Below are 23,210 nucleotides of genomic sequence, written 5' to 3'. Positions count from 1 at the left end.
TGGATTCGATGGCGCCTGATGCGACGACAATGCGAACATTAGAGAATGCGCGCGGCTCCATCCTAAAGGGTCGCCTCCCTGCGTCTCTCATCGCTAATGCAGCGCTTTACGAGCTTGAATTGAAGCGAGTATTTGGTAGGACCTGGCAGTTTCTCTGCCACGAAGACGAGATCCCCAATGCGGGTGACTATGTAGTGCGCTACATCGCTGATAACTCAATTATTGTCGCGCGGCAGCAGGATATGACGATTCGGGCGATGTCGAACTCGTGTCGGCACCGCGGCACGCTGCTTTGCCGAACCGAGTCTGGGAATGAGTCGGCGTTCCAGTGTCCGTACCACGGTTGGACCTATCGAAACAACGGTGATCTCATCGCGATACCTGCGCAGCAGGCAGTGTACGGTGCTGCGTTCGACAAGAGTCGGCTAGGGTTGCGCGCTCTGCCGATGCTGGACTCGTACGCGGGCCTTGTCTTCGGGTGTGTGTCGGATGAGGCGCCGGGACTGGATGAGTACCTCGGGGACATGCGCTGGTATCTCGACTTGATGATGAAGAAGAGCCCGACCGGCCTTGAGGCGTGGGGTGCCCCGCAGCGTTGGGTGATTGACGCGAACTGGAAGACCGGCGCCGATAACTTTGTTGGGGACGGCTATCACACGGTCATGACGCACCGTTCGATGTGTGAGCTGGGGTTGTTACCGCCCGATAATGTGGCCGTTTCGCCGGCCCACGTCAGCCTATCGGGCGGGCACGGGGCGGGCGTTCTAGGCGCACCACCCGGCATACCCGCACCGCCGTACATGGGCTATCCGGAGGAAGTCGTCTCCGGTCTCAGCGAGGGTTACGGCGATGACGTCCATGGCGAGTTGCTGAAACGGACGATGTTCATTCATGGCAATGTGTTCCCGAACTTGTCCTTCTTGAACGCCTTCATCGCCAAGGACGGGGAGTCTATGCCGGTGCCCATTCTGACCTTGCGGCAATGGCGTCCCTTGGACGCAGCGCGTATGGAGGTGTGGTCGTGGTTCTTCGTGGAGCGCAACGCGCCCGAAGAGTTCAAGCAGCAGTCGTTTGAGACTTATGTTCGGACGTTCGGGGTCGGGGGTGTCTTCGAGCAGGATGACGCCGAGATATTCCAGGCTATTACCAAGGGAACACGCGGCGAGTTGGCTGGTGGTGTGGAGCTGAACCTGGAGATGGGACTGGACAATCTGGCTCCTGATCCAACGTGGCTGGGCCCGGGACGACCGTTGGCCAGTGGCTACGCCGAACAGAATCAGCGCGAGTACTGGAAGCAGTACTTCGACTATCTGGCCACACCGAGAAGGGATGAGAACGTATGACGACAACGGTGCCGCAGGATCCACCTCAGGCTGCGAGGGTTTCGCGCGACGTGCGCGAGGAAATCGAAGACTTCCTTTTCGACGAGGCCGATCTGTTGGATCGCGATGAGTTCGAAGAGTGGCTGGAATTGCTGGCACCGAATGTGCACTATTTCGCGCGCGTCCGTCAGACGCTTCGCAGAGCAGGTGGCCCGGGGTTCTCTGAGCGCTCTATGCACCTGAGTGATAACTACACGAGTCTGAAGATGCGTATTCAGCGGCACCGAACGTCGTCGGATTGGGCTGAGGATCCTCCGTCGCGGATCCGGCACTACATCACCAATGTCAGGGTCAGGTCTGGTGAGGACGGCGATGAGTACCGTGTGACGTCGAATGCGTTGCTGGTGCGCACACGCGGGGACGAAGCCAAGGCGGAGACAGTTTCTGCCGAGCGCCGAGACATTATTCGTCGCGACGAGACGGGTTTGAAACTGGTCCAGCGCGAGATCCTGCTGGATCACACCACGTTGCCCACGCACAACCTGTCATTCTGGATCTAAGGTGCCGGTGAGCTTGACATCATTACGGCGGCGCCTCCGCCGAAACTCCGGCCCACGAACGTTGTGGCCGAGCGAATTTGGGTCTGTCCTTAAGGTAGGCCGGTAGGTGCGCGCAGCTATTTATCACGGTCGCGAAGACGTGCGGATTGAAGAGCTTCCCGACCCGAGTCCACGTGCGGGCGAAGTGGTCATCGAGGTGGCCCGAGCGGGGATCTGCGGCACAGACCTGCATGAGTACATCGCCGGTCCGATGCATGCTGCGCCAGGGGTCGTCATTGGACACGAATATTCCGGGACGGTGGTCGGCGTCGGGTCCGGCGTGCGCGAGTTCACCGAAGGTGACCGAGTCTGCGGCGTCGGCGTTTTCGGCTGCGGTGAATGCGGCTTCTGCAAACAGGGCGCTGAAGCACTCTGCGGAGCAGTCGGTTTCATCGGCTTCGCTGTCAACGGAGCGCTTGCCCGCTACGCGTCGTTGCCGACGAAGGCGTTGTTTCGCATCCCGGATGAGATCAGTCTCGCCGAGGCTGCCGTCGTTGAACCGATCGCGTCGGCGTACCACGCTGTCCGCCGTAGCGGGTTGGCAGCGGGTGGGACCGTCTTCATCGCCGGCGCTGGCCCGATCGGCCTCGCCCTGGTGCAGTTCTCACTTGCCCAAGGTGCGACTCAGGTCATCGTCAGTGAGGTTTCGGCGACGCGCCGCGTTGCCGCTCACCGGGTCGGGGCTACGCGCGTAATCGATCCTCTGGCGGAGGATGCAGTTGAGGTGGTTCGGACGTTGACGAACGGAAACGGCGTCGACATCTCCTTCGACGCTGCGGGCGTACAACCCGCGCTTGATGCGGCGTTGGGCGTTCTGCGCCCCCGCGGTCGATTGATGGTCGTGGCGATTTGGGAGGCCCCGGCCGGTATCGACATCAATCGAAGCGTCATGCGCGAAGCCAATATTGGCTTTTCATTTTGTTACGAAGCGCAAAGGCAGGTCCCGGCGATTCTTGACTTACTAGCTACGGGGGCGATCAGCCTCGGTGAACTGATCACCGACGAGATCCCGTTGGATGCCGTGGTCAGTCAGGGTCTCGAGGAATTGCGCGTCAACCGCGATGCACACGTAAAAATTCTGATCGACCCATCGGCATAGCTGCGACCGGTATCGCACGCAGTAGATGTCACACCGCCGCACCAAAGGAGTTAAGTGTCCGCGAATATGGAGAGTCTGTTCGACGGTCTGACGATCCTCGAGCTGGGGCACGTGATCGCGGCGCCTTTCGCTGCGTCGCTGATCGGCGACTTCGGAGCACAGGTCATCAAGATCGAAGACCCCGGCTCGGGGGACATGTTGCGTAGGTCCGGTCCGCGTAAAGACGGAGTGCCCCTCTGGTGGAAGTCCGCGGCCCGGAACAAGTCAAGCGTCGCTGTCGATCTGCGGCTCGCCGAAGGGCAAGCGCTGGTGCGCAAAATGGTCGAACGCGCCGACGTGGTGATCGAAAACTTCCGCCCGGGAACGCTTGAGCGCTGGGGACTGGGATGGGAGGAGCTGCACGCAGCGAACCCGCGGCTGATCATGTTGCGGATTTCCGGGTACGGCCAGATCGGCCCGGAGAGCGCAAAGCCGGGATATGGACGCGTCGGCGAGGCCATGAGCGGAGCGGTACACATCACCGGGCATCCTGACCGGCCACCGACGCATTTCGGTTTCTCCCTCGGCGATGTCACGACAGGAATCATGGGTGCATTCGCTGTTGCCGGAGCACTGTTCAAACGCGAAGCGATCGGGGATCGCTTCGATGGGGAATGTATCGACCTGGCTCTCTACGAATCACTGTTCCGTGGTATCGACTGGCAGGTCATCCTTTATGACCAGTTGAACTTTGTTGCCGAGCGTCAGGGCAATCAGTTCCAGGTCAGCCCGTCACCGGTGTCAGACACGTATCTCAGTGGCGATGGGGTGTGGTACACCGTGGCGACCGGCACCGTTCGGTCAGTGCAGAGCCTGCTCGAACTGCTGGGCGGCACGACTCTGCGTAACGATCCGAAGTACGCGACACAGGAACTGCAGATGTTGCACCGCGAGGAGCTCGGCGAGATGGTTCGCCAGTGGTTCGCCGAAAACAACTCCGATATCGTCGAAAAGGCCTGCGCGAGCTCCGGTGTCGTGGCTGCGCGGATCTTCACGCCGGCAGAGATGTTCTCCAGTCCCACGTTCGCGGCTCGCCAGAGCCTGGTCGAGGTCGCCGACCAGGAATTGGGTCCGGTCCGTGTCACCGGGGTGGTACCAAGGCTGACGAACTTTCCCGGATCCGTGCGCAGCACCGGGCCCCGTCTCGGGATCCACGGCCAAGAGGTGCTGACCGAGTGGCTCGGCATGGCCGACTCGGAGTACGAGGCGCTGGTATCGAGTGGCGTCGTCGGGGCGGTCGACGTTGACGGAGAGGTTCCCGGGCATTGAGTTCGCTGCGCGACAAGGCCTGCATCGTCGGCGTTGGTCATACGGCCTACCGTCGTGATGGCACTGAGTCGGCAACGGACCTTGGCCTGCAACTCGAAGCGGCCCATGCCGCGATCGTGGATGCCGGGCTGTCGGCTGGCGAGATCGATGGGCTCATCTGCCCGATCAACGGTGGCACGGCCGAAGATTTCATCGCGAATCTCGGCCTGACGCATGTTCGTTACGCGGTGACTTCCCATACCGGAGGCGCGGCAAGTGTGGCGGCCCTGGCAACTGCGGCGATGGCGGTTTGGTCGGGCGTCGCGCGGCATGTCCTCATTCCCGCGGGCTGGTGTGGGTACTCAGGTCCGCGTGCCCGCGGGATGGCATCGAGCGCGGACATGGCGATAGGCAAGGTTGTCCGGGACTATTACGCGCCACAGGGCGCGGTGTCGGCCGTGCACCAGTATGCGCTCGTGGCCGACCGCTACGTCCGCAAGTATGACGTGCCGCCTGAAGCGATGGGGGCGGTGGCAGTCGCGTTTCGTGCTAACGCGCAGCTCAACTCGAATGCGGTGATGTGCGGCCGTGAGCTGACGATGCAGGACTACCTCGACGCTCCACCGATCAGTACGCCGTTTCGTTTGTTCGATTGCAGTCTGGAGACCGACGGCGCAGCGGCGGTGGTGGTATCAGCGGCCGATCGTGCGGCTGACAGCCCGCACCGGCCGGTGTTTGTGATGAGTGTGGCCGAAGGTCGCCCATTTCCCGTCGATGAGTTCGCCAACAGGGCCGACCCATTGGAGATTGGGCTTGCCGAGGCGGCGCCGCGCGCATTTGCCGACGCTGGTGTCGCCCCGTCTGACATCGATCTGCTCGAGGTTTACGACAGTTTCACTGTCAACGTGTTGCGGCAGATCGAATCGGCCGGATTCTGCAAGCCGGGCGAAGCAGCGGATTTCGTTCTCGACGGATGTATCGCCGCTGACGGTTCGTTGCCCACGAATCTCAACGGCGGTTTGTTATCCGAAGCCCACGTGCAAGGCATGAACAATCTGGTCGAGGCGGTGCGGCAGCTGCGCGGTGGTTTACCGCAGCGGCAGGTCCACAATGCGGAGTTGGCGGTAGTGACCGGTATGGGCGGCGGATGGGGTTCAGGTGCTCTCGCGATATTGCGTCGGTGACAGCGTTGTGACTGGCCGGTTCACAAGGGGACCGATGTGAGGCGAACGGGACCGGATGTCGCAGCACCGCCGTTGCCATCCCTGGAAGGTCTCACGGCCCAGTTCTATGAGCATTGCCGACGTGAAGAGCTGTCGTTTCAGCGGTGTTCAAGGTGCGATCGCTGGCGTCACGTTCCTCGCCTGACGTGTGCTGGCTGCGGCAGTAACTCCTGGTCTTGGCAGAGGTCGTCGGGCAGGGGAGTGGTATTCAGCCACACGGTTATTCACCGCGCGCTGCATCCCGGGTTCGACGAGGCCGTCCCGTTCGTGTGCGCCGTTGTCGAAATGGATGAGGGTGTGCGGATGGTGGCACGGATAGTGGACCTAGTTGCCGACGGGACGGCGATGCTGGTTGATGCGGCCGTCGAGGTTGTCTATGTGCACGCCGCCGATGATGTTGTGCTGCCGGCATTTCGGCTGCCCGCTGCGGAAGTGCGGGGCAATGGCCGCCGCTGACGAGTTGCGCGATCGTGTCGGTGAGAAGATCCACTTTCGAGGCGCCGACTCGGTGACGCAGAACGACATCCGCCGCAAACTGGAGGTTTTCACCTTTTCCTGTCCGCTGCATGACGACGAGGCGGCAGCGAAGGCGCACGGCTACCTCGGCGTTGTGGCCCCGGTGACGATGACCCCGCTGTGGGGGCTGCCGCCGTATTGGGCACCCGGACAGCCCAGTCCCTATCTGGTCGACGGGCAGGAGATGACGGGCAACATCACCGACACGCTGGCTCTGCCGTTCAGCCGATCGGTCAACGTCAGCAGCGAGTGGCAGTACCACACACCGCTATACCTCGGGGACAGGTTGCAGGGGACTACGACGATCATCTCGGTAGAGCAGAAGCGCACCCGGGTAGGTACCGGAATCTTCCTGCAATACGAGTCGGAGTACGTGAAGGTTTCGGGAGAACTGGTCGCGCGCAACCGAAATACCGTCTTCAACTACGACCCAGACGACGCCTCCAGGCCTGAGCCCGGCACTTCGGCCCGCGCCCAGCAGGGCGACCGAGGTCCCCGCACGCGCTCAGTGGACGATGCCGATACCAGTGTCGACTGGAACACGCCACTTCAGTTCGACGACGTTACGGTCGGTGCGCAAGTGCGCGGACCGGCTCTGGCCCTGACTTACCAGCGCATGGTGATGAACATTGCCGCGGATCGCATGTTTTCCGGGATACACCACAGCGCCGCGGCCGCTCATGCCGCGGGGCTTGCCGACATCATCTTCAATACTCGTGGCCTGGAAACTCTTTTCGAGACCGGGCTTCGTCGATGGATGGGCCTTCGCGGCAGGTTGGTGCAGCTGGGTCCGTTCAAGATGAGTGCCTCAGTTCACCCGGGCGACGTCGTGCAGGCGCGATGGACGGTGACCGGCAAGCATGCCCAGGCAGGCGCAGACGTCGTAGATCTCGAATTCGGTGTCTTCGCCGGGGATCGGCAAGCGGCGCAAGGGATTGCCGCCATTCATCTCAACGGCAAAAAGCAATGCTGATCAGAGTTCTGTAGGAGAAGGAGGGTTCCGATGAGTGTCATCAAGGCGGACGTGGAGGTCTGCCAGGGCTACGCGAACTGTGTCGTTGCAGCGGCCGACGTCTTCGACATCGGTGATGCGGGAACTGTTGTCATTCTTGATGACACGGTAGCCGAGAGCGATGAGGCGCGGATTGTCACTGCGATTCGCAGTTGTCCCGTCTCGGCTCTACGTCTCGCAACGGTGTGAGTGAGACGGCCGTGAACGGCGCAAGTATCAGGGGGTCGGATGCATGGTGGAGACGAGTCGGATCGTCGAATGTCCTTGAGTCTCAACCGACATGAGTTCTCGTGTATTGCATCCTCAATCAGGATCTGGCTCCACTTCCACTTCGACGCGTGAGATCGGTGCCCGGCAGACGCGGTGACGGTTTGTGGTGATTTGAGTTACGGCTGTCTCGGGGTGATTCGGGCATTACAGCAAGGGAAAGGTACCGATGACGTTAAAAATGAGTACTTCAGGCGGTTCGGACACGACCGCTCGTAGTCTCGTCGATGTCGATCGCGGGGAGATCAGTCGCGAAATCTTCACCGATGCTTCGATTTTCAACCGTGAGTTGGAGTATTTGTTTCCGCGGAGCTGGTTGTTTGTGGGTCATGCCTCGCAGGTCTCTGCGCCGGGTCAGTTCTTCTCGTCGAGGATGGGCTCGGATCCGGTGTTGTTGACCCGTGACGCTCAGGGTGGTGTGAATGTCTTGCTCAATTCGTGCCGACATCGGGGTATGGCGGTGTGTCGCTACGACGAGGGTCGCGCGCTGCAGTTCACCTGTCCCTATCATGGCTGGTCGTACTCGATGGACGGTTCGCTGGTGTCCACCCCGGGGGATTTGCACGGTGTGCCGCAGCAGGGCATGGCCTACGGCAACGGCCTTGACAAAGCGGCCTGGGGACTTGTCAGGGCTGCCAAGGTGCACAATTACAAGGGCCTGGTATTCGCGTGCTGGGATCCATCAGCCCCGGAGTTCGATGAATACGTTGGGGACTTTCATCATTGGCTGGATAACCTGTCTGATGCTTTTGATGGTACGGAAGGTGGTACCGAGGTGTTCCGTGGGGTGCAGAAGTGGCGCATCAAATCAAATTGGAAATTCGTCTCAGAGAATTTCTTGGGCGATACCTATCACGGGGCGACGACCCATGCCTCGGTTGAACAGGTGGGCATCGGGCCGGGTGGCAGAAATTCACGACGTCACGGTGAACGACAGGATCAGGGTGGTTTTTCGAAGGGCCGTGTGAAGACGTCGTTTCGGATGGGCCATGGCGCGTCGGACAATCTGGCGTATGAGATTCCCTATCCTGAGTTCGCCGAAGAACCGGCCTTGAGTGAGTACTTCTCCCAGGCGTGGGCGGTCCGCAAGGAGCGACTGCAGGCGCAGGGCAGACAGCTCGGTGGTCGTGGCCCAGCGACGATGTTCCCCAATATGTCGTTCTCCGCCGGTTTTCCGCGGACGATCCTGGTGTCACACCCGATCAGCCCCACCGAAACCGAAGTGTGGCGGTGGTACCTCATCGACAAGAACGCACCCGATGATGTACGTGACTGGCTGCGCCGCTATTACATGCGCTACTCGGGTCCTGGAGGGATGACGGAGCAAGACGATATGGAGAACTGGAATTACGCGACGCAGGCCAGCCAGGGCGTGATAGCCCGGCGCTATCCCTACAACTATCAGCAGGGTCTCGATATGGAAACTCCCAGTGCGCTCGACCAGGCTGTGCATTCTCACCACCCCATCGCAGGCGAGGTGAATGCACGCGCCTTTTACCGGCGATGGGCCGAGTTCACCGACAACCTCTCGTGGCCTCAACTCATCGAACTTGCCAAATCCGACGAGAGAGCCGCACGGTCGTGAGTGCAACGGGCGGTGAAATTTCCACGAGGCAGGATGCGGTAGAGAAGTTGCTGCTTCAGGCCGAAATCGCCGATTTCCTCTATCGGGAAGCCGACCTGCTCGACGAACGACGTTACTCCGAATGGCTCGGTCTGCTCACCGACGACTACGAGTACTCCGTTCCACTGCGGGCGAACGTCGCCTACGACGACCTCGCGCAGCTGGAGCAGACTCAGGAAGGTCACGACATCTGCTGGTTCGACGAGAAAAAGGAGACCGTCGCTTTGCGGGTGGAGCAGCTGATGACTGGCCTGCACTGGGCCGAAGAACCCGTCTCGCGAGTGTCACACCTGGTTACCAACGTGCGTATTGAAGGAGTAGACGGCGCGGAAGTCGATGTGAGTTGCCGGTTCCTGGTGTATCGAAACCGGGTCGCCGATGAGACTGATTTGCTGGTCGGCCGGCGCAAGGACCGGTTGCGCCGCGTCGCCGGTGACTGGCAACTGTGCCGTCGCCGGCTACTCCTCGACCAAACGGTCTTACTCGCTAAGAACCTGTCGATCATTCTATGAAGCCGGACCATGTCCTTGAACCCTTGACCTTCAGCACGGCAAAATATATTCTTCTCTAAACCCATTTGATGGGCAGCGACCGATGAGGGGGCAGCTGGATTGTCTACTTCGCTCCAACCGAAGCGGCGTGCCGATGACGTGACCGCCCTGCGTGTGATGACAGAGGAAATGCGCCCGCTTCTCGTCGGCGACGGGTACCAGATGTTCGATGTGCGCGCTCCGCAATCATCGGGCCCACCGCCGCACCAGCATCCCTGGGATGAAAGCTATGTCGTGCTGGAGGGCGAACTGTGGGTAAGCCGCGGCGGCGAAGAAGCGACCCTGCAGGTGGGTGAGGCGATTCGAGTGCCGGCTGGCGTCGTGCACGCCTATCGCGTTCTCTCTGACGGCGCCCGGTGGATCACGACTTCGTCTTGCCCGGGCGGCGCGCTGGATTTCTTTTCAGACGTGGACGAAACGTCGAACGGTCCGGGTGACGTGAAGGCCCTCATTGAGGCGGCCAAGCGAAACAGTGTCCGATTCGCCGATCCGGCGCTGGGATAGCCGTCTGTTGAGCCACCATGCCGCAGATGCCGGCATTCGCCGACTGTGTCGGTAGTCGGTTTACGGCCTGACATTCGGTGGTCGGTGTCATGAGGCGGGTCGGCGTGATCGGCTTGGGCGGCATGGGTTCCGCGCTGGCGGCGTCACTTCTTGCGACGGACCATTACGTAGTCTGTTTCGACATTCGGCCCGACGTATTACGCCCAATTGTCGAGCTAGGCGCCGAGGCTGCTGCGGACGCGCGTGAGTTGGCCGGCGCATGTGATGTCGTTTTGACGTTCCTCCCGGGGCCGAGTCAGGTGCTGGAGGTGGCGCTCGGGTCGGAGCGAGGTGTCCTGGCCGGCCTTGCCGACGGGGCCGCCCTGCTGGATATGTCGACCTGTAATCCCGAGGTCGCAGCAATCATCGGTCAGGCCTACGACGCGGCTGGGAGGCGTTTTGTCGATTGCCCCGTCAGCCGAAAGGCGCCGAACATGACCGTTCTGGTCGGAGGCCCAAGCGGGGTGCTCGGCCCTGATGCCGATGTCCTCGCCGCCGTCTCGCGCACCTTGGTGTACTGCGGCCATCGAGGTGCGGGATATGCCACCAAGCTTCTCAACCAGCACATCAAGTACAGCTGGTACCTCGCTTCGGCGGAAGCCCTCTTAATCGCTGAGGCGATGGGATTGAATGCCGGCGAGGTAGCCGACGCGATCGCGGAGTGCAGCGGGGGGGACTCGGGTCTCACCACGGCGGCGGCGTACTTCCGCCACGACACCGAGTCAGTTAGGAACCGCGCCCCCGCTAGCACCATTACGAAAGACTCCGCGCTCGCGGAACGAATGGCGACGAACGCCGGTATCCGCAGCAGGACGCTTGAGCCCGTCGTGGACTTCTTCCAAAGTGTTGCGGCCTCGGAGTTTCGCGACCGTGCCTACCCCGAAAGCACAGAACTTCTTCAACGAATCCGGTCGATGCCTCCGAAGTGAACCCCTACGTCTTGAGTGCGACCCCCGTCACGCTGTATAGCTAACTGAATTGTAAACGGGCCGAATATCGGTGAGCGGAAAGAAAGACCACCGACCATTTGCCGGTATGATCACCACCCGGTGGAGATGTCTGCCGAACCGCTGATCAACGTTGCAAGGGACTTCATGAGTACCGAGAAGTTGACGATGGCCGAACAGGTCGCGGCCAAGACCCGCGAAGCCGGACCCGATCACGACCCCTCTTCGTTGGCGCTCCCGCTTGCGCTCTACCGTGCTGTGACCGCCTTCGGTCGGGTCGCCGTCGATGAGTTGACGCCGGTAGACCTCTCGATGAGCCAGTTCAACGTTCTGACCGTCCTGAAGCGCGCCGACGGGCCGATGACGATGGGCGCACTGGCCGATTCTATTTCCGTACGCCAAGCCAGCCTGACGAGCGTGGTGGACACGCTGACCAAGGCAGGTTTTGTCACACGCAAGGTGAATCCCCGCGATCGGCGCTCGGTTGTGGTCGCGATATCGAAGAAGGGCGATCAGTTCATGACCGAGTTTCTGCCCGGTCATTACGACTTTCTGCAGAGACTCTTTGCCGGTATCAACCCGCGACACAGGCAGCAGCTGCTTGCACGACTGAACGAACTAATAGATTGCTTGGAGAACTACCCGAGCGGCCAGCGCACCTCCTGATCGGTCCCCGGGTATAGGACGGTCGACGCCGCTACGGTGCTGACGTCCACTCACCGGTCCTCGCATGGCATCCACGGCTCCAACTGAGGGGTCTATCGGGTGCACTCAGGTAGTGAGTACTCCCGAGAAGAACGTTCGCTCGTCGGCTAGGTTGCGTCCGACCTTGGTGAAACGCGGCAGTCCGCGTGGCGCTCAGGGTTTGTCGCGAGGTGCGAATGACATTGCGGCACAGAAGAATTATTGATACGACGCTGCACGACCGCAGCGAAGAACTGTGTCGATGTGATGGTCGACAGCTTGCGTCGGCAGCCGCACCGCTGCGCCCGCGTGACGTGGGCATCGTCTCCCCTTCGAGAGTCCCATTTACACAGAAGCCTAAATTTCTACCTTGCAGATATTCGGGAAGTATGATAAAAACTGGGTACTGTACTAGCTGAGGGGACGTCGAAGGTTGCTCAAAGACGCTTCAATTTGTGTGAGCTTGCTTGGAGCGGAAACACGCTTCGTAGATGTCGACGGCGTCCGAACCAGGACAATTCAGGCAGGGGAAGGTCCGGACCTCATTCTCATGCACGGGGGAGGCGGTCACGCCGAAGCCTTCGCCCGCAACGTGACGGCGCTGTCGCGTCATTTCCGAGTGCATGCGCTGGACCTGTTGGGTCACGGTCTCACCAGTGGTTGTGAGGTCGCCCCGAAGCGTAAGGACTATGTCAGTCACCTACTCGGATACATGGACCAGGAAGGCATCGACCGAGCCCACCTGGTGGGCGAGTCGTTAGGAGGTTGGATCGCGGCGTGGACTGCGTTGGAACATCCCGACCGTGTCGACCGATTGATCTACGTGTGCGGCGCGCGGTTGACGCTAGAGGTCGGCGCCGATGCCGAGGCTCGCACCGCTGCCGGGCGCGCAGAGCTTGCCCGGGTCACCCGGCAATTCCTGGCTGACCCGAGTCCGGCGAATGTGCGGGAGAGGATGGCCTGGCTTTTCCACCACCCTGACCGCGACCTGACCGATGAACTGGTGGCGCTGCGGTGGGCACTTTACCAGAGCGAAGAATCGCGGTCGGCACTGACGAACGCGACGGCGCCGCCCTCAGCGGCGACTGCTGAGGACAATCTCACGGCTGAGCGATTGACCAGCTTGACCAGGCCCACGCTCGTGCTGTGGACGAGTCACAATCCCTCGGCGACGGTGGAATTCGGACGGCGGGCAGCCGAGCTAATTCCCGGCGCTGAATTCGCATTGATGGAGGATTGTGGCCATTGGCCGCAGTGGGAACGGCCGGAAGAGTTCAACCAAATCCTCACCAATTATCTTCAAGGTGATCGCGAGTCCCGAGGGCAACGTTGATGGAGACAATCGGTTCCAAAACCGGCCCGGCGCTGCCGATAGACTCCTCGGCCTTCTACGACGAGGCGGTGTACCAGCGGGAACTCGACTCTATCTTCAAGCGGTCGTGGCTCTTCGTCGGCCACGAGTCCATGATCCCCAAGCCCGGTGACTTCCGCACAACCTATATGGCCGACGATGCGGTGATCGTGTGCCGGGACAAGGAATCTCGTGTTCGTGTGCTGCTGAACAAATGCCGGCACCGGGGCAATAAAGTCTGTCAGTTCGACAAGGGCAACGCGAACATCTTTCACTGCAGCTATCACGGCTGGAGTTACGACACTGCCGGACGGCTGCGCAGTGTTCCGCTAGCCGAGAGCGCCTACGGGCCGCAGTTCGATAAGGCCAGCATGGGCCTCGTCTCCCCCCGGGTAGCTACCTACAAAGGACTTATCTTCGCGTGCTGGGATCAGTCGGCGCCGCCGCTGGAAGAATATCTGGGGGAGGGCCTGCTGTGGTACCTCGACAACTTTCTACTCGACTGTGACCCCAACGGCCTGCAGGTCGTTCCCGGCCTGCACCGCTACCTCATGCCCGTCAACTGGAAGTTGTTGGCCGAGAACTTCGGCGGCGACCAGTATCACTTCGCTGCCACTCACGGATCGGTTTCCGCACTGTCGAAAGCTGGGCAGACTGCCCGCATCAACTTTTCGATAGACGAGGGGCAGCACTACAGCGTGGTTCTCGACGGCTGCGCGCCCCATGGGTTGCTGCAACTGGCAGTCGGTAAGAATTTTTATCAGGACGATCTCGCCCAAGCCGAAACGCTGGGTACCGAAGCAGTCGACTGGCTAACCGAGCGGCAGCGCCTGCAAGACGAGCGGTTGGCGACATCCCCCGTGCAGCCCTACAGCTTTCACGTAGCCAATATCTTCCCAAACTTCAGCATGATTGGCATGGGCACGGCTTTTTACGGTCGGGCATTCATCATGTGGCAGCCTCGGGGACCGCGGTTGACCGAGGTTTGGGAGTGGTGTTTGGTGGAAAGCTCCGCGCCCCGTGCTGTCAAGGAACGCATGGTCTTCGTCTTGAGTCAGCGGCAATCGGCGGCCGGTCTCGTGACGCCCGATGATCACGAAAACTTCGAACGATTGTCTGACGCCCTTGACACCGGAGTCGCCCGGGATGTGCCGTTCAACTACTCACTCGGCGAGGACGTCGAACCAATGGAGTCGCTGGTTGCGGAGTTACCCGGCAATGTCAGGCCGCAGATCAGCGAAGCCTACCAGCGCGAGTTCTATCGGCACTGGCACCGAACTATGACGGAGCCGGCCTAGTCATGGAGACCAGCCAGTTGGACGTGGAACTGCGGCTGCGAATAAACGAATTCTATGCGCGGGAGACCATGCTTCTCGATGATGGGCGGCTGGACGAGTGGCTGGGCTTATTGGCGCCGGATGTCAGATACACGATGCCATTCCCAGAGTCCAGCACGCATCCGGTCGACGATGATGACGGCCTACCGCCGTTTCTGTTGTTCAACGACGACTACGAATCGCTGAAGCTGAGAATTGCCCGGCTGGCTACTGGGCTCGCCCCCGGGGAAACTCCACGCACGATCACTCAGCGCTTAGTCAGCGACATCCTGGTCACCGATGTATCCGATCAAGAGCTGAGCGTCCGATCCAGCGTCATGGTGTTTCTCGTACGCCACGAACGCCACGAGAGCTTCTTCATCGGCAAACGACAAGACGTTCTACGCCGAGACGAAGACTCGGGCCTGCTGCTGGCCGCCCGGGGCATCACCCTGGCTCATAGCGTTCTTCCACGAGCGATTTCGATCTTCTTCTAATGCCCAGTCGTTCACTAGCTCTCAGATAGGTCGCACATGACAGATGTCGCGTCACGCGAGCTCGGCCTAGGATTTCTCGGAATCGGTCAGGCTGTCGCCCGAATCTTCCAGCAGTACCCAGACATGTCGACGCTGCCGTATCGGGTTGTGGCGGCAGCCGATACCCGATCACACTCGCTCGCCCGCTTCGCCACCGAGTTCTCCGGCCAGACCTACACGAACGCAGAGCAACTGTGTGCCGATCCAAGCGTGGACGTCGTCTACATCGCCACCCCTCCCGAGCTGCATCGGGAGCATGCGCTAATGGCCGCACGTCACGGAAAACACATGGTCGTCGAAAAGCCGTTGGCCATGTCGGTCGACGATTGCACTGCAATGGTTGAGGCGGCCCAGGCAGCGGGCGTGCAGCTGATGGCCGGCCACACACACAGCTTTGATGCGCCGGTGCGAGCGATGGCCGAACTTGTAGCCAGTGGCGAACTCGGCGAGTTGCTCATGGTCAACACCTGGAATTTCAACGACTTCAACCGGCGACCGTGGCCGACTTCGGAATTGCGCTCGACCAGCGGGCCAGTTCTCAACCAGGGGCCCCACCAGGTCGATATCGTGCGGCAGATAGTCGGCGGTGTGGCCAGAACAGTGCGTGCGTCGACAATATGGGACGACGTCCGGGAATGCGTCGGGGGATACACCTGTCATCTCGGATTCGAATCAGGAGCTTCCGCCACGCTCGTCTATGACGCGCGAGCGTTCTTCGATGTCGCGGAGTTGCACTCGTGGGTGGCAGAAGACGGCGGCCGCCGCAGCCCCCAAGCCAACCAGCGAGTAGCCAATAACTTCGCTGCGCTCAGTCAGAACCCTGACCAACTTGAAGTCGCACTGGAAGCTCAGAAGGAACAGGGCCGCTACGGTGCTGCGACGACGACCGAAGAGTCACAGGAGCTGTGGGGTTACTCCGCCCCCGGAGAGATCATCCACCACCCCTACTTCGGCCTGACCGTGGTGTCCTGCGAACGCGGCGCGATCAGGCAGTCGCCCGACGGGCTGGTGGTGTACGGGCAAAACGGATTGCAGGAAATACCGGTCGCGCGCACCATGCGGGGCAGGGCCGCAGAGTTGGCTGAACTACACCGGGCGATCACTGAGGACCGCCCTGTTCAGCACGACGGTCGCTGGGGGCGCGCGACGCTAGAAGTATGTTTCGCCATCCTGCAGTCGGCCTACGAAGATCGCGAAGTCGTTCTCTCCCACCAGGTATCGCTGTGACTCCAGAGGAGGAGAAATCGTGGGTGAGATTGTAGCGGGTTACGCGTCGTCGCATGCCTTCACTTTCATCCCGCCTCCCAGGTGGGAAGGCTTCCGCACAAAGAACAGGAAGAACTACACAGTGCGACGTGGTAAGACCCCACCTCGCCTGAGGAAAGACGAAGAACCATTCGACGACGCTGCGGCGCGTTACGCGCACATCGAGAACGGGCTTCAAAGGCTGCGTGACAGCATCAGACAAGACCGACTGGATTGCCTGATCATCATCGGCGATGACCAAAACGAAAACTTCGACGGTTCGGCACTGCCCCAGATAGCCATCCACACAGGAGATGGGTTCACAGTGTCTGACCGCTTCTTGCCAGAGGCGCGGTTTTGGAAAAGTTCGCCCGAGCTCAGTAAGGACTTGAGTGAGCACACCGTCGAGGCGGGGTTCGACGTCGCCACCGTCGTCGATTTCCGTGAGACCACCTTGCACTCACACGCCCATGGCGAGATTGTGGCCAATATCCTTGGAGACCACCAAATCCCAGTGGTGTTGGTATTCCTCAATGCCGTTCACGTGCCGTCGTTGTCGCCTAAACGGTGCTTCGCGCTCGGCCGCGCGATTGCCGACGCCGTGCGGTCACGCCGCCCTGCAGACGAGAGGATAGGTGTCTACGCGTCCGGTGGACTTTCACACTTCACTGCCGGCTATCCGTGGGCTGCCTACGATGGGCCGCGCGTTCACGGCTCAATCGACGACGAATTCGATCGCCGCACCCTGAAGTGCCTCGCTACCGGAAACGGCTACGAGCTGAGCAAACTGACCAGCGAAGACCTGCTCAACTCTGGCAACATCGAGCTGAGATCGTGGATATGTGCTGTCGGCGCAGTCGGCGGCAACACGCCATGGGCCAGCGTCTATGAGCCCATTCCCCGCGCCCTGATGGGAATGGCCGTCGCCTGGACGAACTGCGAAGTCACTGTTTAGCGCGTCGAAGGTGAGGCACGCGAAATTTGATTCGGCGGGTGTGGGTTATCCGCAGATCTACTCGACGTTTGCACTGAGAACCCCCACGGTCGAAGGAAGATGTCGTCGGCCGTGACCCTGGGACGAGGGCATGTCTGCCCACCCTCTGGCCCAGTCAACCGGCAGAACCGTGGGCCGCCGAGACGCCGCTCGCGAAAGGGTATGTGTCCCAATGTCGTTGTTGCGCCGCCTGCGCGGACTGTCGGCGACAATAGGCCCACACCGAAACCAGAGTCTCTGTTTTACAGAGTAGATCTCTGTTATACAGTAAGGCTATTGGGTGTAGCGCCTAACTGCGTGGAAGTGATGGCTCGTGGTTAACGATGCCTTCTGCTTCGGGACCTCAACAGCCCAAGCCCTATAGGAACGGTTAAGGAGGCGAACCGGATGGCCATCTGCGCTGCCAGCACCACCCATCGCAGTTTGGGTAAGGCATCCGCGGACTTCGCTGTCGTCGTCAAGGACGGCGTCGACACCGAAACCCCGAGTTGGCGATGAGCTCCACCCCTTCGGGTGCAGGGCTAGACACTGAACGACACGCCATCGCGCTGGCCTGTCGCGTCCTGGCGGCGCGCGACTTGGCGCCAGGCATCCTCGGCCACATCAGCCTGCGCGTCGACCGAGATCGACTGCTGATCCGATGTCGTGGTCCGCGCGAGCGAGGGCTCGCGTTCACCAGCGCAGAGGACATCCGGATGGTCACGTTGGACGGTACAGCGGGCGGCAAAGGAGAACTCGACGATGGTTACCAGCCGCCGAACGAGTTGCCACTGCACACCGAAGTGCTCCGCACCCGCCGCGATGTCAATGCTGTGGTTCATGCGCACCCCGAGGCGGTAGTCGCCGCCGATCTCGCCGGTCTGGCTGTCCGACCGATCGTCGGAGCGTTTGACATACCCGGTTTTCGGCTCGCCGCGGCTGGCGTGCCGGTCTATCGGCGAGGCGTATTGGTGCGCAATCGGCAACTAGCCCAGGAAATGGTTGCTGCTATGGCAGACCGGCCGGTGGTCGTTCTCCGGGCCCACGGCCTCACCAGTGCTGCGGACACCGTCGAGCGGGCCGTACTACAGGCCATCAGCGTCGACACGATCTCGCGTTTGTCGCTCCAGATCGCTTCTGCGGGTGGCACTCTGGCTGATTTGCCCGACGCTGATGCAGCAGAGCTGCCTGATCTCGGTAACGCTTTCAACGAGACCATCGCGTGGCGTCACGAGTTGGCGCGCCTCGAAACCCATGGTTTGTCGTGTCACCCATCGGAGAAAAGGTCCTCATAGGCACATCCGGGCACGCGCTCATGTCCATTGCCGCGGGTGGTCTGGGACGCGGCTTCCGATCCCATCGGACCATTGGCGTAGACATCCCCCGCACTCTCCTCGCCCGAGCATCGAGACCCGCGTGAATCGGAGCTTCGACAGCGCTGCGCGGATAGACCCCCCATTCAGCGGCGAGGACACTGGCGGGCAGATGCAGAGCAACAAGAGCATTGCGCATCACCGGAGGGACGATAGTTTTGAGTTGGTTGACCGGGCAAGTCGCCCTGGTGACCGGCGGGGCAGCCGGAATCGGTTTGGCCGTGGTCGAGCGTTTCTTGGCCGAGGGCGCATGCGTGGGCGTCCTGGATCGCTCGGAAGGCGACCTGGCTACCATCGGCAACGCCGACGGCAGGCTCATCGCGGTAACAGGTGACGTGACGTCGTATGCAGACAACGTCATGGCGGTGCGCGAAACGGTCGATGCGTTCGGAAAGCTCGACGTCTTCGTCGGCAACGCTGGGATCTTCGATTACTTTGCCCCTTTGGTGGGTTTCGACGGAGCCGACCTCAGCAGCGCCTTCGATGAGATCTTCGCGGTCAATGTAAAGGGCTACCTCCTTGGTGCCAGGGCCGCCGTTCCTGAACTCCTCAAAAGCGATGGCCCGAGCATGATCTTCACCGTCTCCAACTCTGGCTTCTATGCCGCCGGTGGCGGCCCGCTGTACACCGCTTCCAAGCACGCGGTCGTTGGCGTAGTGCGTGAACTGGCCTACGAGTTGGCGCCGAAGATCAGGGTGAATGGCGTCGCTCCAGGCGGCACGGTAACGGGCCTGCGTGGAATCGAGGACCTCGGCCAGGGTCAGGACGTGTTGTCATCGGTGCCCGGCATCGCCGACATTATGAGTACTACAAACCCATTGCAGTACGCGCAGCAGCCCGCCGATCACGCCGGCCTGTATCTGCTACTCGCGTCTGCAGACAACTCGCGAGCGGTGACCGGCGTCGTCATCAACAGCGACGGCGGCTTGGGCGTGCGGGGCCTCAACCAGCCGTCCGGAGGGACGGAACTTGCCACCGGCGCGATGCGCATCGACGTCGGGTCAACATAGGAGGTTTTACACATGTTGGTGAAAGCGTTGGGTTATGTGGGTGTGGAGTCTCCGGATGCGAAGGAGTGGTTGGCGTTCGGTCCGGAGGTTTTGGGGATGGAGGCGGTTGAGGCGTCCAGTGGGTCGGTCCTGTTGCGGATCGACGACGCGGATCACCGGATCGCCGTGCATCACGGGGACCGCAACCGGATGCTGTATGCGGGCTGGGATGTGGGCAGCGAGGATGCGCTTGAGGCTGCCGGGGAGTTGCTGCACAAGCGGGGCATTGGGTTTGAGGTGGGAACCGAGGAGGACTGCGCGGCCCGCGGGGTGTTGGGCTTTGTGACGCTGTCGGATCCTTCGGGGTTGCGTCATGAGTTGTTTTACGGTCAGAAGGTGGTGCCGGGTTCCTTCCGGCCCGGTCGTGCGATGTCGGGGTTCGTCACCGGTGCGCAGGGGTTGGGTCATGTGGTGTTGGCGACGCCGGACCTTGCGCAGGCCGACCGGTTTTTGCGGGGGGTGTTGGGGTTTAAGAAGAGCGATGAGATTTACACCTTCATGGATCTGTGGTTCTACCACTGCAACCCGCGCCATCACAGCATCGCGTTGACTCGGATGCCGGGTGTGCGGGGACTGCACCACGTGATGGTCGAGGTGCAAAGTTTTGATGACGTGGGGATGGCTTATGACCTGTGCATGTCGCGCAACATTCCGCTGAGCATGACGTTGGGGCGCCATGTCAACGATCGGATGGTGTCGTTTTACGTGCGCACACCGAGCGGGTTTGACATCGAGTACGGCTGGGATGCGGTGACCGTCGACGAGGAAACCTGGACAGTCGCTCAGTACGACCGACCCAGTGTGTGGGGCCACCAGATGGTCGCCCAAACACCGCCAGGCGCACTCGAAGCCGCAACAACATGAACGCCGCAATCACGAAAACATCTGTCCAAGAGAACATTACGCAGCCCAATCCAAGAAACGTAGGAGAAGTACATGTCTACTGTCGATAAGAACGACATTCAGCAACTGGTAGCGGCGGGCCGAGAAGGCCTTGCTAAGGGCCGTCTGCCCGCCGGGCTGGTCGCCAACGCAGAACTCCACAAGCTCGAAGCTCAGCGAGTCTTCGGCCGGTGCTGGCAATTCCTGGCCCACGAGACGGAGATCCCCCAGGCAGGGGACTACGTGGTCCGATATCTGGGTGGCGGTTCGATCATCGTTGTCCGCGGCGAAGACGGCGAAGTGCGCGCCATGGCGAACTCGTGTCGGCACCGCGGAACAATGCTGTGCCGCACGGAGATGGGCAACACTTCGCACTTCCGCTGCCCCTATCACGGCTGGACCTACCGCAATACCGGAACTCTGGCGGGTGTACCCGCACAAAAAGAGGTCTATGGGGTCGAGATGGACAAGAACGAGTGGAGTCTTACCCAGGTTCCGCGCCTCGAGAACTACGGCGGAATGATATTCGGTTGCCTGGACGAGAAGGCAGAACCTCTCGTTGATTATTTGGGCGATATGGCGTGGTATCTGGACCTGATCACCCAGAAGTCCAAGGGTGGACTGGAGGTGCGGGGTGAGCCCCAGCGTTGGATCATCGACTCCAACTGGAAGCTCGGCGCGGACAACTTTGTCGGGGACGCCTACCACACGTTGATGACGCACCGATCGGCGGTCGAGCTCGGTCTGGCTCCGCCCGATCCGAAATTCGCATCGGAGCCGGCGCATATCAGTCTCTCCAACGGTCACGGCCTCGGCGTCCTCGGGGTAACGCCCGGGCAACCGATGCCGCCCTTTATGAACTATCCACCCGAGATCGTCGATGGACTCGCAGCGGCTTACGGCGATCAGGACCGCGCAGACATGCTTCAGCGTTCGGCCTTCATTCACGGCACGGTCTTTCCCAACCTGTCGTTCCTCAACGTCCTCATCGGTAGGGACAAGAAGTCAATGCCAGTGCCGATGTTGACATTTCGGCTGTGGCGTCCACTGTCACACGACACGATGGAAGTCTGGTCGTGGTTTCTCGTCGAGAAGGATGCCGACGAAGAGTTCAAACAGCAGTCGTATGAGACCTACGTACGAACGTTCGGCATCTCCGGTGTGTTCGAACAGGACGACGCCGAGACTTGGCGCTCCATCACTGCGGGAACGCAAGGCATTCTCGCAGGCAGCCAGACACTCAACTTCGAGATGGGCATGGGTGTGCTGACCAGCGACGACACGTGGAAGGGGCCCGGTCGTCCCCTGTCCAGCGGGTACGCGGAGCGTAACCAACGCGAATTCTGGGGTCGCCTGTTGGAGTTACTCACCGACTCAGGCGATGACGCCAGCGAAACCGAGCCCAAACCCCAACTACTCGCGCAATCTCGGACCAATGCAGACGAGGTCGCCTGATGAGGCATCAGGCACCTGCTTGTCTCACAACCACAATCAACCAAGTCATAAAGGATGGTGTGCCATGGTAGCGACGGTCGAGCAACAGCTTCTGCTCCGCTGCGAGATGGAGAACTTTCTGTTCGAAGAGGCGGAGCTGCTGAACGACGGCCGGTTTCACGACTGGCTAGAACTGTGCGCCGAAGATATCCACTACGTCATCCCGGTGCGCGTGAGCAGAGAACGCGCCAACGGCGACGGAAATTCGACGACCATGACCCACTGGGATGACGACTACGCAGGCTTGGAGCTGCGGGTGCTACGTCTGGACACCGAATACGCATGGGCAGAAGATCCGCCCTCACGGATCCGACACCACGTGTCGAATGTGCGGGTACGCCCCGGCGCAGGGACGGACGAATACGATGTCCGCTCCAACCTTCTCGTGTTCCGCAACAGGGGGGACAGTCCGCAGCACGACCTCATCTCTGCGGAGCGCCACGATGTCATCCGCCGCAGTGAGATGGGCCTGCGGTTAGCGAGCCGACGGGTAGTGCTTGATCATGCCGTTGTCGGCACCCACAATCTGGCTAACTTCTTCTAACGGGGCGACGTTGAGCTTGCATTACTTAAAACCTAGAAAGGTACAGTCGTGACCGGCGACCACGGTGCGGCGACGACCATCGCGAACGAGTTCGCCGTCGTCACCGTCGACAAAATCTTTACCCGCAATGGAGAGCGGTTGGAGATTGCCAGCCCCCGCCTCGGCTTCCGAATTCAGCTCGACCCGTTGGAACTTGAGAGTCTGTCATGGCAGACCAAGGAAAGCCTTTCGCGGTTTCTCGAGGACCCGTACGGTCCTGGCCATTGACCTCGCGCACGTCAGTGAGCAGGGGATCGTTTCCTACTTGACGCCCTTTCCCCAATCGTGAAAGGACGTCTGTGATGACAACTGCAGGTGCTGCGCGGCGGCGTGCCTTGGTCCTCCGCTCGATCCATCGCGGTGGAGGGGTGCACTTAAGTGAGGAGTGGACAAGTGATCCATGCGGAAGTCGATCCACGTCGGTGCTGCGGCTACCAGTTGTGCGTGGACGTCGCGCCAGTGTCTTCGCTATCAACGCGGCTGGGAAGGCGGAGATATTGGTGCGCGACATTCCCGCTGATCTAGAGGTCAACGCCCGCGCGGCAGCACACGAATGCCCGTCGGCAGCGATCACCGTACGTGCTTCCGGATCCGCGCAATGACACCGGAAATGTCTTCCTCGGGTAGGTTCACCCCCAAACGACCGTCCGCCGTTGTCGCAGGCGCTCACCCGGCGCCGTCTGATCTCTTCCGTGGTGCGACCTTCCGCCTACTATGTCTCTGCTTCTCACGAG

The 23,210-nt window shown here is 61.0% G+C and carries 25 protein-coding genes; all 25 read left to right on the top strand.

The window, feature by feature from the left end; all coding sequences use genetic code 11:
* The first annotated feature begins 8 nt into the window (after positions 1-8).
* The 25 genes from K0O64_RS27435 to K0O64_RS27315 all read left to right on the top strand — a co-directional run bounded on the left by K0O64_RS27435 (position 9) and on the right by K0O64_RS27315 (position 23,078).
* Positions 9-1,343 carry a Rieske 2Fe-2S domain-containing protein gene (locus K0O64_RS27435; RefSeq protein WP_096312491.1) on the top strand — a complete coding sequence of 445 codons (1,335 nt, stop codon included), beginning with the start codon at positions 9-11 and terminating at the stop codon, positions 1,341-1,343.
* Entirely contained in the window at positions 1,340-1,882 is a 543-nt protein-coding gene (locus tag K0O64_RS27430; protein ID WP_011559073.1) for an aromatic-ring-hydroxylating dioxygenase subunit beta, read from the top strand. The genes K0O64_RS27435 and K0O64_RS27430 overlap by 4 nt, the downstream gene beginning before the upstream one ends.
* 106 nt (positions 1,883-1,988) lie before the next feature.
* Positions 1,989-3,020: a 2,3-butanediol dehydrogenase gene (locus tag K0O64_RS27425; protein WP_071948748.1), complete on the top strand. Its 1,032-nt coding sequence runs from the start codon at positions 1,989-1,991 to the stop codon at positions 3,018-3,020.
* Positions 3,021-3,074: 54 nt separating this feature from the next.
* A complete protein-coding gene (locus tag K0O64_RS27420; RefSeq protein WP_071948749.1) occupies positions 3,075-4,328 on the top strand; it encodes a CaiB/BaiF CoA transferase family protein in 1,254 nt (417 codons plus the stop codon).
* Entirely contained in the window at positions 4,325-5,491 is a 1,167-nt protein-coding gene (locus tag K0O64_RS27415) for a thiolase C-terminal domain-containing protein (protein WP_071948750.1), read from the top strand. Before K0O64_RS27420 ends, K0O64_RS27415 begins: the two co-directional genes overlap by 4 nt.
* Positions 5,492-5,527: 36 nt before the next feature.
* Positions 5,528-5,986, top strand: a complete 459-nt coding sequence (locus K0O64_RS30205; RefSeq protein ID WP_011559077.1) for a Zn-ribbon domain-containing OB-fold protein — start codon at positions 5,528-5,530, stop codon at positions 5,984-5,986.
* On the top strand, positions 5,973-7,019 hold the full coding sequence (locus K0O64_RS27405) for an FAS1-like dehydratase domain-containing protein (RefSeq protein WP_071948751.1): 1,047 nt from the start codon (positions 5,973-5,975) through the stop codon (positions 7,017-7,019). The genes K0O64_RS30205 and K0O64_RS27405 overlap by 14 nt, the downstream gene beginning before the upstream one ends.
* A gap of 30 nt (positions 7,020-7,049) precedes the next feature.
* Positions 7,050-7,247 (top strand): ferredoxin, encoded by a 198-nt coding sequence (locus tag K0O64_RS27400; RefSeq protein WP_011562965.1) that lies wholly within the window; start codon positions 7,050-7,052, stop codon positions 7,245-7,247.
* A 247-nt stretch (positions 7,248-7,494) separates the two neighbouring features.
* Positions 7,495-8,910 carry an aromatic ring-hydroxylating oxygenase subunit alpha gene (locus K0O64_RS27395; RefSeq protein WP_011559079.1) on the top strand — a complete coding sequence of 472 codons (1,416 nt, stop codon included), beginning with the start codon at positions 7,495-7,497 and terminating at the stop codon, positions 8,908-8,910.
* On the top strand, positions 8,907-9,461 hold the full coding sequence (locus tag K0O64_RS27390) for a 3-phenylpropionate/cinnamic acid dioxygenase subunit beta (protein ID WP_011559080.1): 555 nt from the start codon (positions 8,907-8,909) through the stop codon (positions 9,459-9,461). The genes K0O64_RS27395 and K0O64_RS27390 overlap by 4 nt, the downstream gene beginning before the upstream one ends.
* Positions 9,462-9,560: 99 nt before the next feature.
* A complete protein-coding gene (locus K0O64_RS27385) occupies positions 9,561-10,004 on the top strand; it encodes a cupin domain-containing protein (protein ID WP_011559081.1) in 444 nt (147 codons plus the stop codon).
* A gap of 89 nt (positions 10,005-10,093) precedes the next feature.
* Complete coding sequence (locus tag K0O64_RS27380) at positions 10,094-10,972, top strand: NAD(P)-dependent oxidoreductase (protein WP_011559082.1); 879 nt, start codon at positions 10,094-10,096, stop codon at positions 10,970-10,972.
* A gap of 165 nt (positions 10,973-11,137) precedes the next feature.
* Positions 11,138-11,656 (top strand): MarR family winged helix-turn-helix transcriptional regulator, encoded by a 519-nt coding sequence (locus K0O64_RS27375; RefSeq protein WP_036348802.1) that lies wholly within the window; start codon positions 11,138-11,140, stop codon positions 11,654-11,656.
* A 451-nt stretch (positions 11,657-12,107) separates the two neighbouring features.
* Positions 12,108-13,007 carry an alpha/beta fold hydrolase gene (locus tag K0O64_RS27370; RefSeq protein WP_011559084.1) on the top strand — a complete coding sequence of 300 codons (900 nt, stop codon included), beginning with the start codon at positions 12,108-12,110 and terminating at the stop codon, positions 13,005-13,007.
* Entirely contained in the window at positions 13,007-14,323 is a 1,317-nt protein-coding gene (locus tag K0O64_RS27365) for an aromatic ring-hydroxylating oxygenase subunit alpha (RefSeq protein ID WP_220045871.1), read from the top strand. The genes K0O64_RS27370 and K0O64_RS27365 overlap by 1 nt, the downstream gene beginning before the upstream one ends.
* A gap of 2 nt (positions 14,324-14,325) precedes the next feature.
* Positions 14,326-14,838 carry an aromatic-ring-hydroxylating dioxygenase subunit beta gene (locus tag K0O64_RS27360; protein WP_071948753.1) on the top strand — a complete coding sequence of 171 codons (513 nt, stop codon included), beginning with the start codon at positions 14,326-14,328 and terminating at the stop codon, positions 14,836-14,838.
* Between the two features lie 36 nt (positions 14,839-14,874).
* Positions 14,875-16,104 (top strand): Gfo/Idh/MocA family protein, encoded by a 1,230-nt coding sequence (locus K0O64_RS27355; RefSeq protein ID WP_011559087.1) that lies wholly within the window; start codon positions 14,875-14,877, stop codon positions 16,102-16,104.
* 19 nt (positions 16,105-16,123) lie between these two features.
* Positions 16,124-17,077 carry a DODA-type extradiol aromatic ring-opening family dioxygenase gene (locus K0O64_RS27350; RefSeq protein ID WP_011891535.1) on the top strand — a complete coding sequence of 318 codons (954 nt, stop codon included), beginning with the start codon at positions 16,124-16,126 and terminating at the stop codon, positions 17,075-17,077.
* Positions 17,078-17,610: 533 nt separating this feature from the next.
* A complete protein-coding gene (gene phtC, locus K0O64_RS27345) occupies positions 17,611-18,390 on the top strand; it encodes a 3,4-dihydroxyphthalate decarboxylase (RefSeq protein ID WP_011559089.1) in 780 nt (259 codons plus the stop codon).
* A gap of 236 nt (positions 18,391-18,626) precedes the next feature.
* Positions 18,627-19,478, top strand: a complete 852-nt coding sequence (gene hcaB / locus K0O64_RS27340) for a 3-(cis-5,6-dihydroxycyclohexa-1,3-dien-1-yl)propanoate dehydrogenase (protein WP_013470377.1) — start codon at positions 18,627-18,629, stop codon at positions 19,476-19,478.
* Between the two features lie 12 nt (positions 19,479-19,490).
* The gene (locus tag K0O64_RS27335) at positions 19,491-20,381 is read left to right on the top strand and encodes a VOC family protein (RefSeq protein WP_220045870.1); all 891 of its coding nucleotides are present in this window, start codon (positions 19,491-19,493) and stop codon (positions 20,379-20,381) included.
* Between the two features lie 72 nt (positions 20,382-20,453).
* The gene (locus K0O64_RS27330; RefSeq protein ID WP_099042595.1) at positions 20,454-21,854 is read left to right on the top strand and encodes a Rieske 2Fe-2S domain-containing protein; all 1,401 of its coding nucleotides are present in this window, start codon (positions 20,454-20,456) and stop codon (positions 21,852-21,854) included.
* A gap of 64 nt (positions 21,855-21,918) precedes the next feature.
* Positions 21,919-22,437, top strand: a complete 519-nt coding sequence (locus K0O64_RS27325; RefSeq protein ID WP_011559094.1) for an aromatic-ring-hydroxylating dioxygenase subunit beta — start codon at positions 21,919-21,921, stop codon at positions 22,435-22,437.
* 48 nt (positions 22,438-22,485) lie between these two features.
* Positions 22,486-22,704, top strand: a complete 219-nt coding sequence (locus tag K0O64_RS27320) for a hypothetical protein (RefSeq protein ID WP_011559095.1) — start codon at positions 22,486-22,488, stop codon at positions 22,702-22,704.
* A 74-nt stretch (positions 22,705-22,778) separates the two neighbouring features.
* Entirely contained in the window at positions 22,779-23,078 is a 300-nt protein-coding gene (locus K0O64_RS27315; RefSeq protein ID WP_225933553.1) for a ferredoxin, read from the top strand.
* Positions 23,079-23,210: the final 132 nt, after the last annotated feature.

The organism is Mycolicibacterium pallens, from assembly GCF_019456675.1.
Lineage (GTDB): Bacteria > Actinomycetota > Actinomycetes > Mycobacteriales > Mycobacteriaceae > Mycobacterium > Mycobacterium crocinum.
This window is presented reverse-complemented; position numbering and strand designations above follow the sequence as displayed.

What these genes read in the sequence shown, in the direction of transcription:
- K0O64_RS27430 (WP_011559073.1), top strand. Translation starts at nt 1,340, where the DNA reads ATGACGACAACGGTGCCGCAGGATCCACCTCAGGCTGCGAGGGTTTCG.
- K0O64_RS27325 (WP_011559094.1), top strand. Translation starts at nt 21,919, where the DNA reads ATGGTAGCGACGGTCGAGCAACAGCTTCTGCTCCGCTGCGAGATGGAG.
- K0O64_RS27380 (WP_011559082.1), top strand. Translation starts at nt 10,094, where the DNA reads ATGAGGCGGGTCGGCGTGATCGGCTTGGGCGGCATGGGTTCCGCGCTG.
- K0O64_RS27360 (WP_071948753.1), top strand. Translation starts at nt 14,326, where the DNA reads ATGGAGACCAGCCAGTTGGACGTGGAACTGCGGCTGCGAATAAACGAA.
- K0O64_RS27400 (WP_011562965.1), top strand. Translation starts at nt 7,050, where the DNA reads ATGAGTGTCATCAAGGCGGACGTGGAGGTCTGCCAGGGCTACGCGAAC.
- K0O64_RS27330 (WP_099042595.1), top strand. Translation starts at nt 20,454, where the DNA reads ATGTCTACTGTCGATAAGAACGACATTCAGCAACTGGTAGCGGCGGGC.
- K0O64_RS27355 (WP_011559087.1), top strand. Translation starts at nt 14,875, where the DNA reads ATGACAGATGTCGCGTCACGCGAGCTCGGCCTAGGATTTCTCGGAATC.
- K0O64_RS27335 (WP_220045870.1), top strand. Translation starts at nt 19,491, where the DNA reads ATGTTGGTGAAAGCGTTGGGTTATGTGGGTGTGGAGTCTCCGGATGCG.
- K0O64_RS27395 (WP_011559079.1), top strand. Translation starts at nt 7,495, where the DNA reads ATGACGTTAAAAATGAGTACTTCAGGCGGTTCGGACACGACCGCTCGT.
- phtC (WP_011559089.1), top strand. Translation starts at nt 17,611, where the DNA reads ATGAGCTCCACCCCTTCGGGTGCAGGGCTAGACACTGAACGACACGCC.
- K0O64_RS27435 (WP_096312491.1), top strand. Translation starts at nt 9, where the DNA reads ATGGCGCCTGATGCGACGACAATGCGAACATTAGAGAATGCGCGCGGC.
- K0O64_RS27375 (WP_036348802.1), top strand. Translation starts at nt 11,138, where the DNA reads ATGAGTACCGAGAAGTTGACGATGGCCGAACAGGTCGCGGCCAAGACC.
- K0O64_RS27315 (WP_225933553.1), top strand. Translation starts at nt 22,779, where the DNA reads ATGACAACTGCAGGTGCTGCGCGGCGGCGTGCCTTGGTCCTCCGCTCG.
- K0O64_RS27405 (WP_071948751.1), top strand. Translation starts at nt 5,973, where the DNA reads ATGGCCGCCGCTGACGAGTTGCGCGATCGTGTCGGTGAGAAGATCCAC.
- K0O64_RS27365 (WP_220045871.1), top strand. Translation starts at nt 13,007, where the DNA reads ATGGAGACAATCGGTTCCAAAACCGGCCCGGCGCTGCCGATAGACTCC.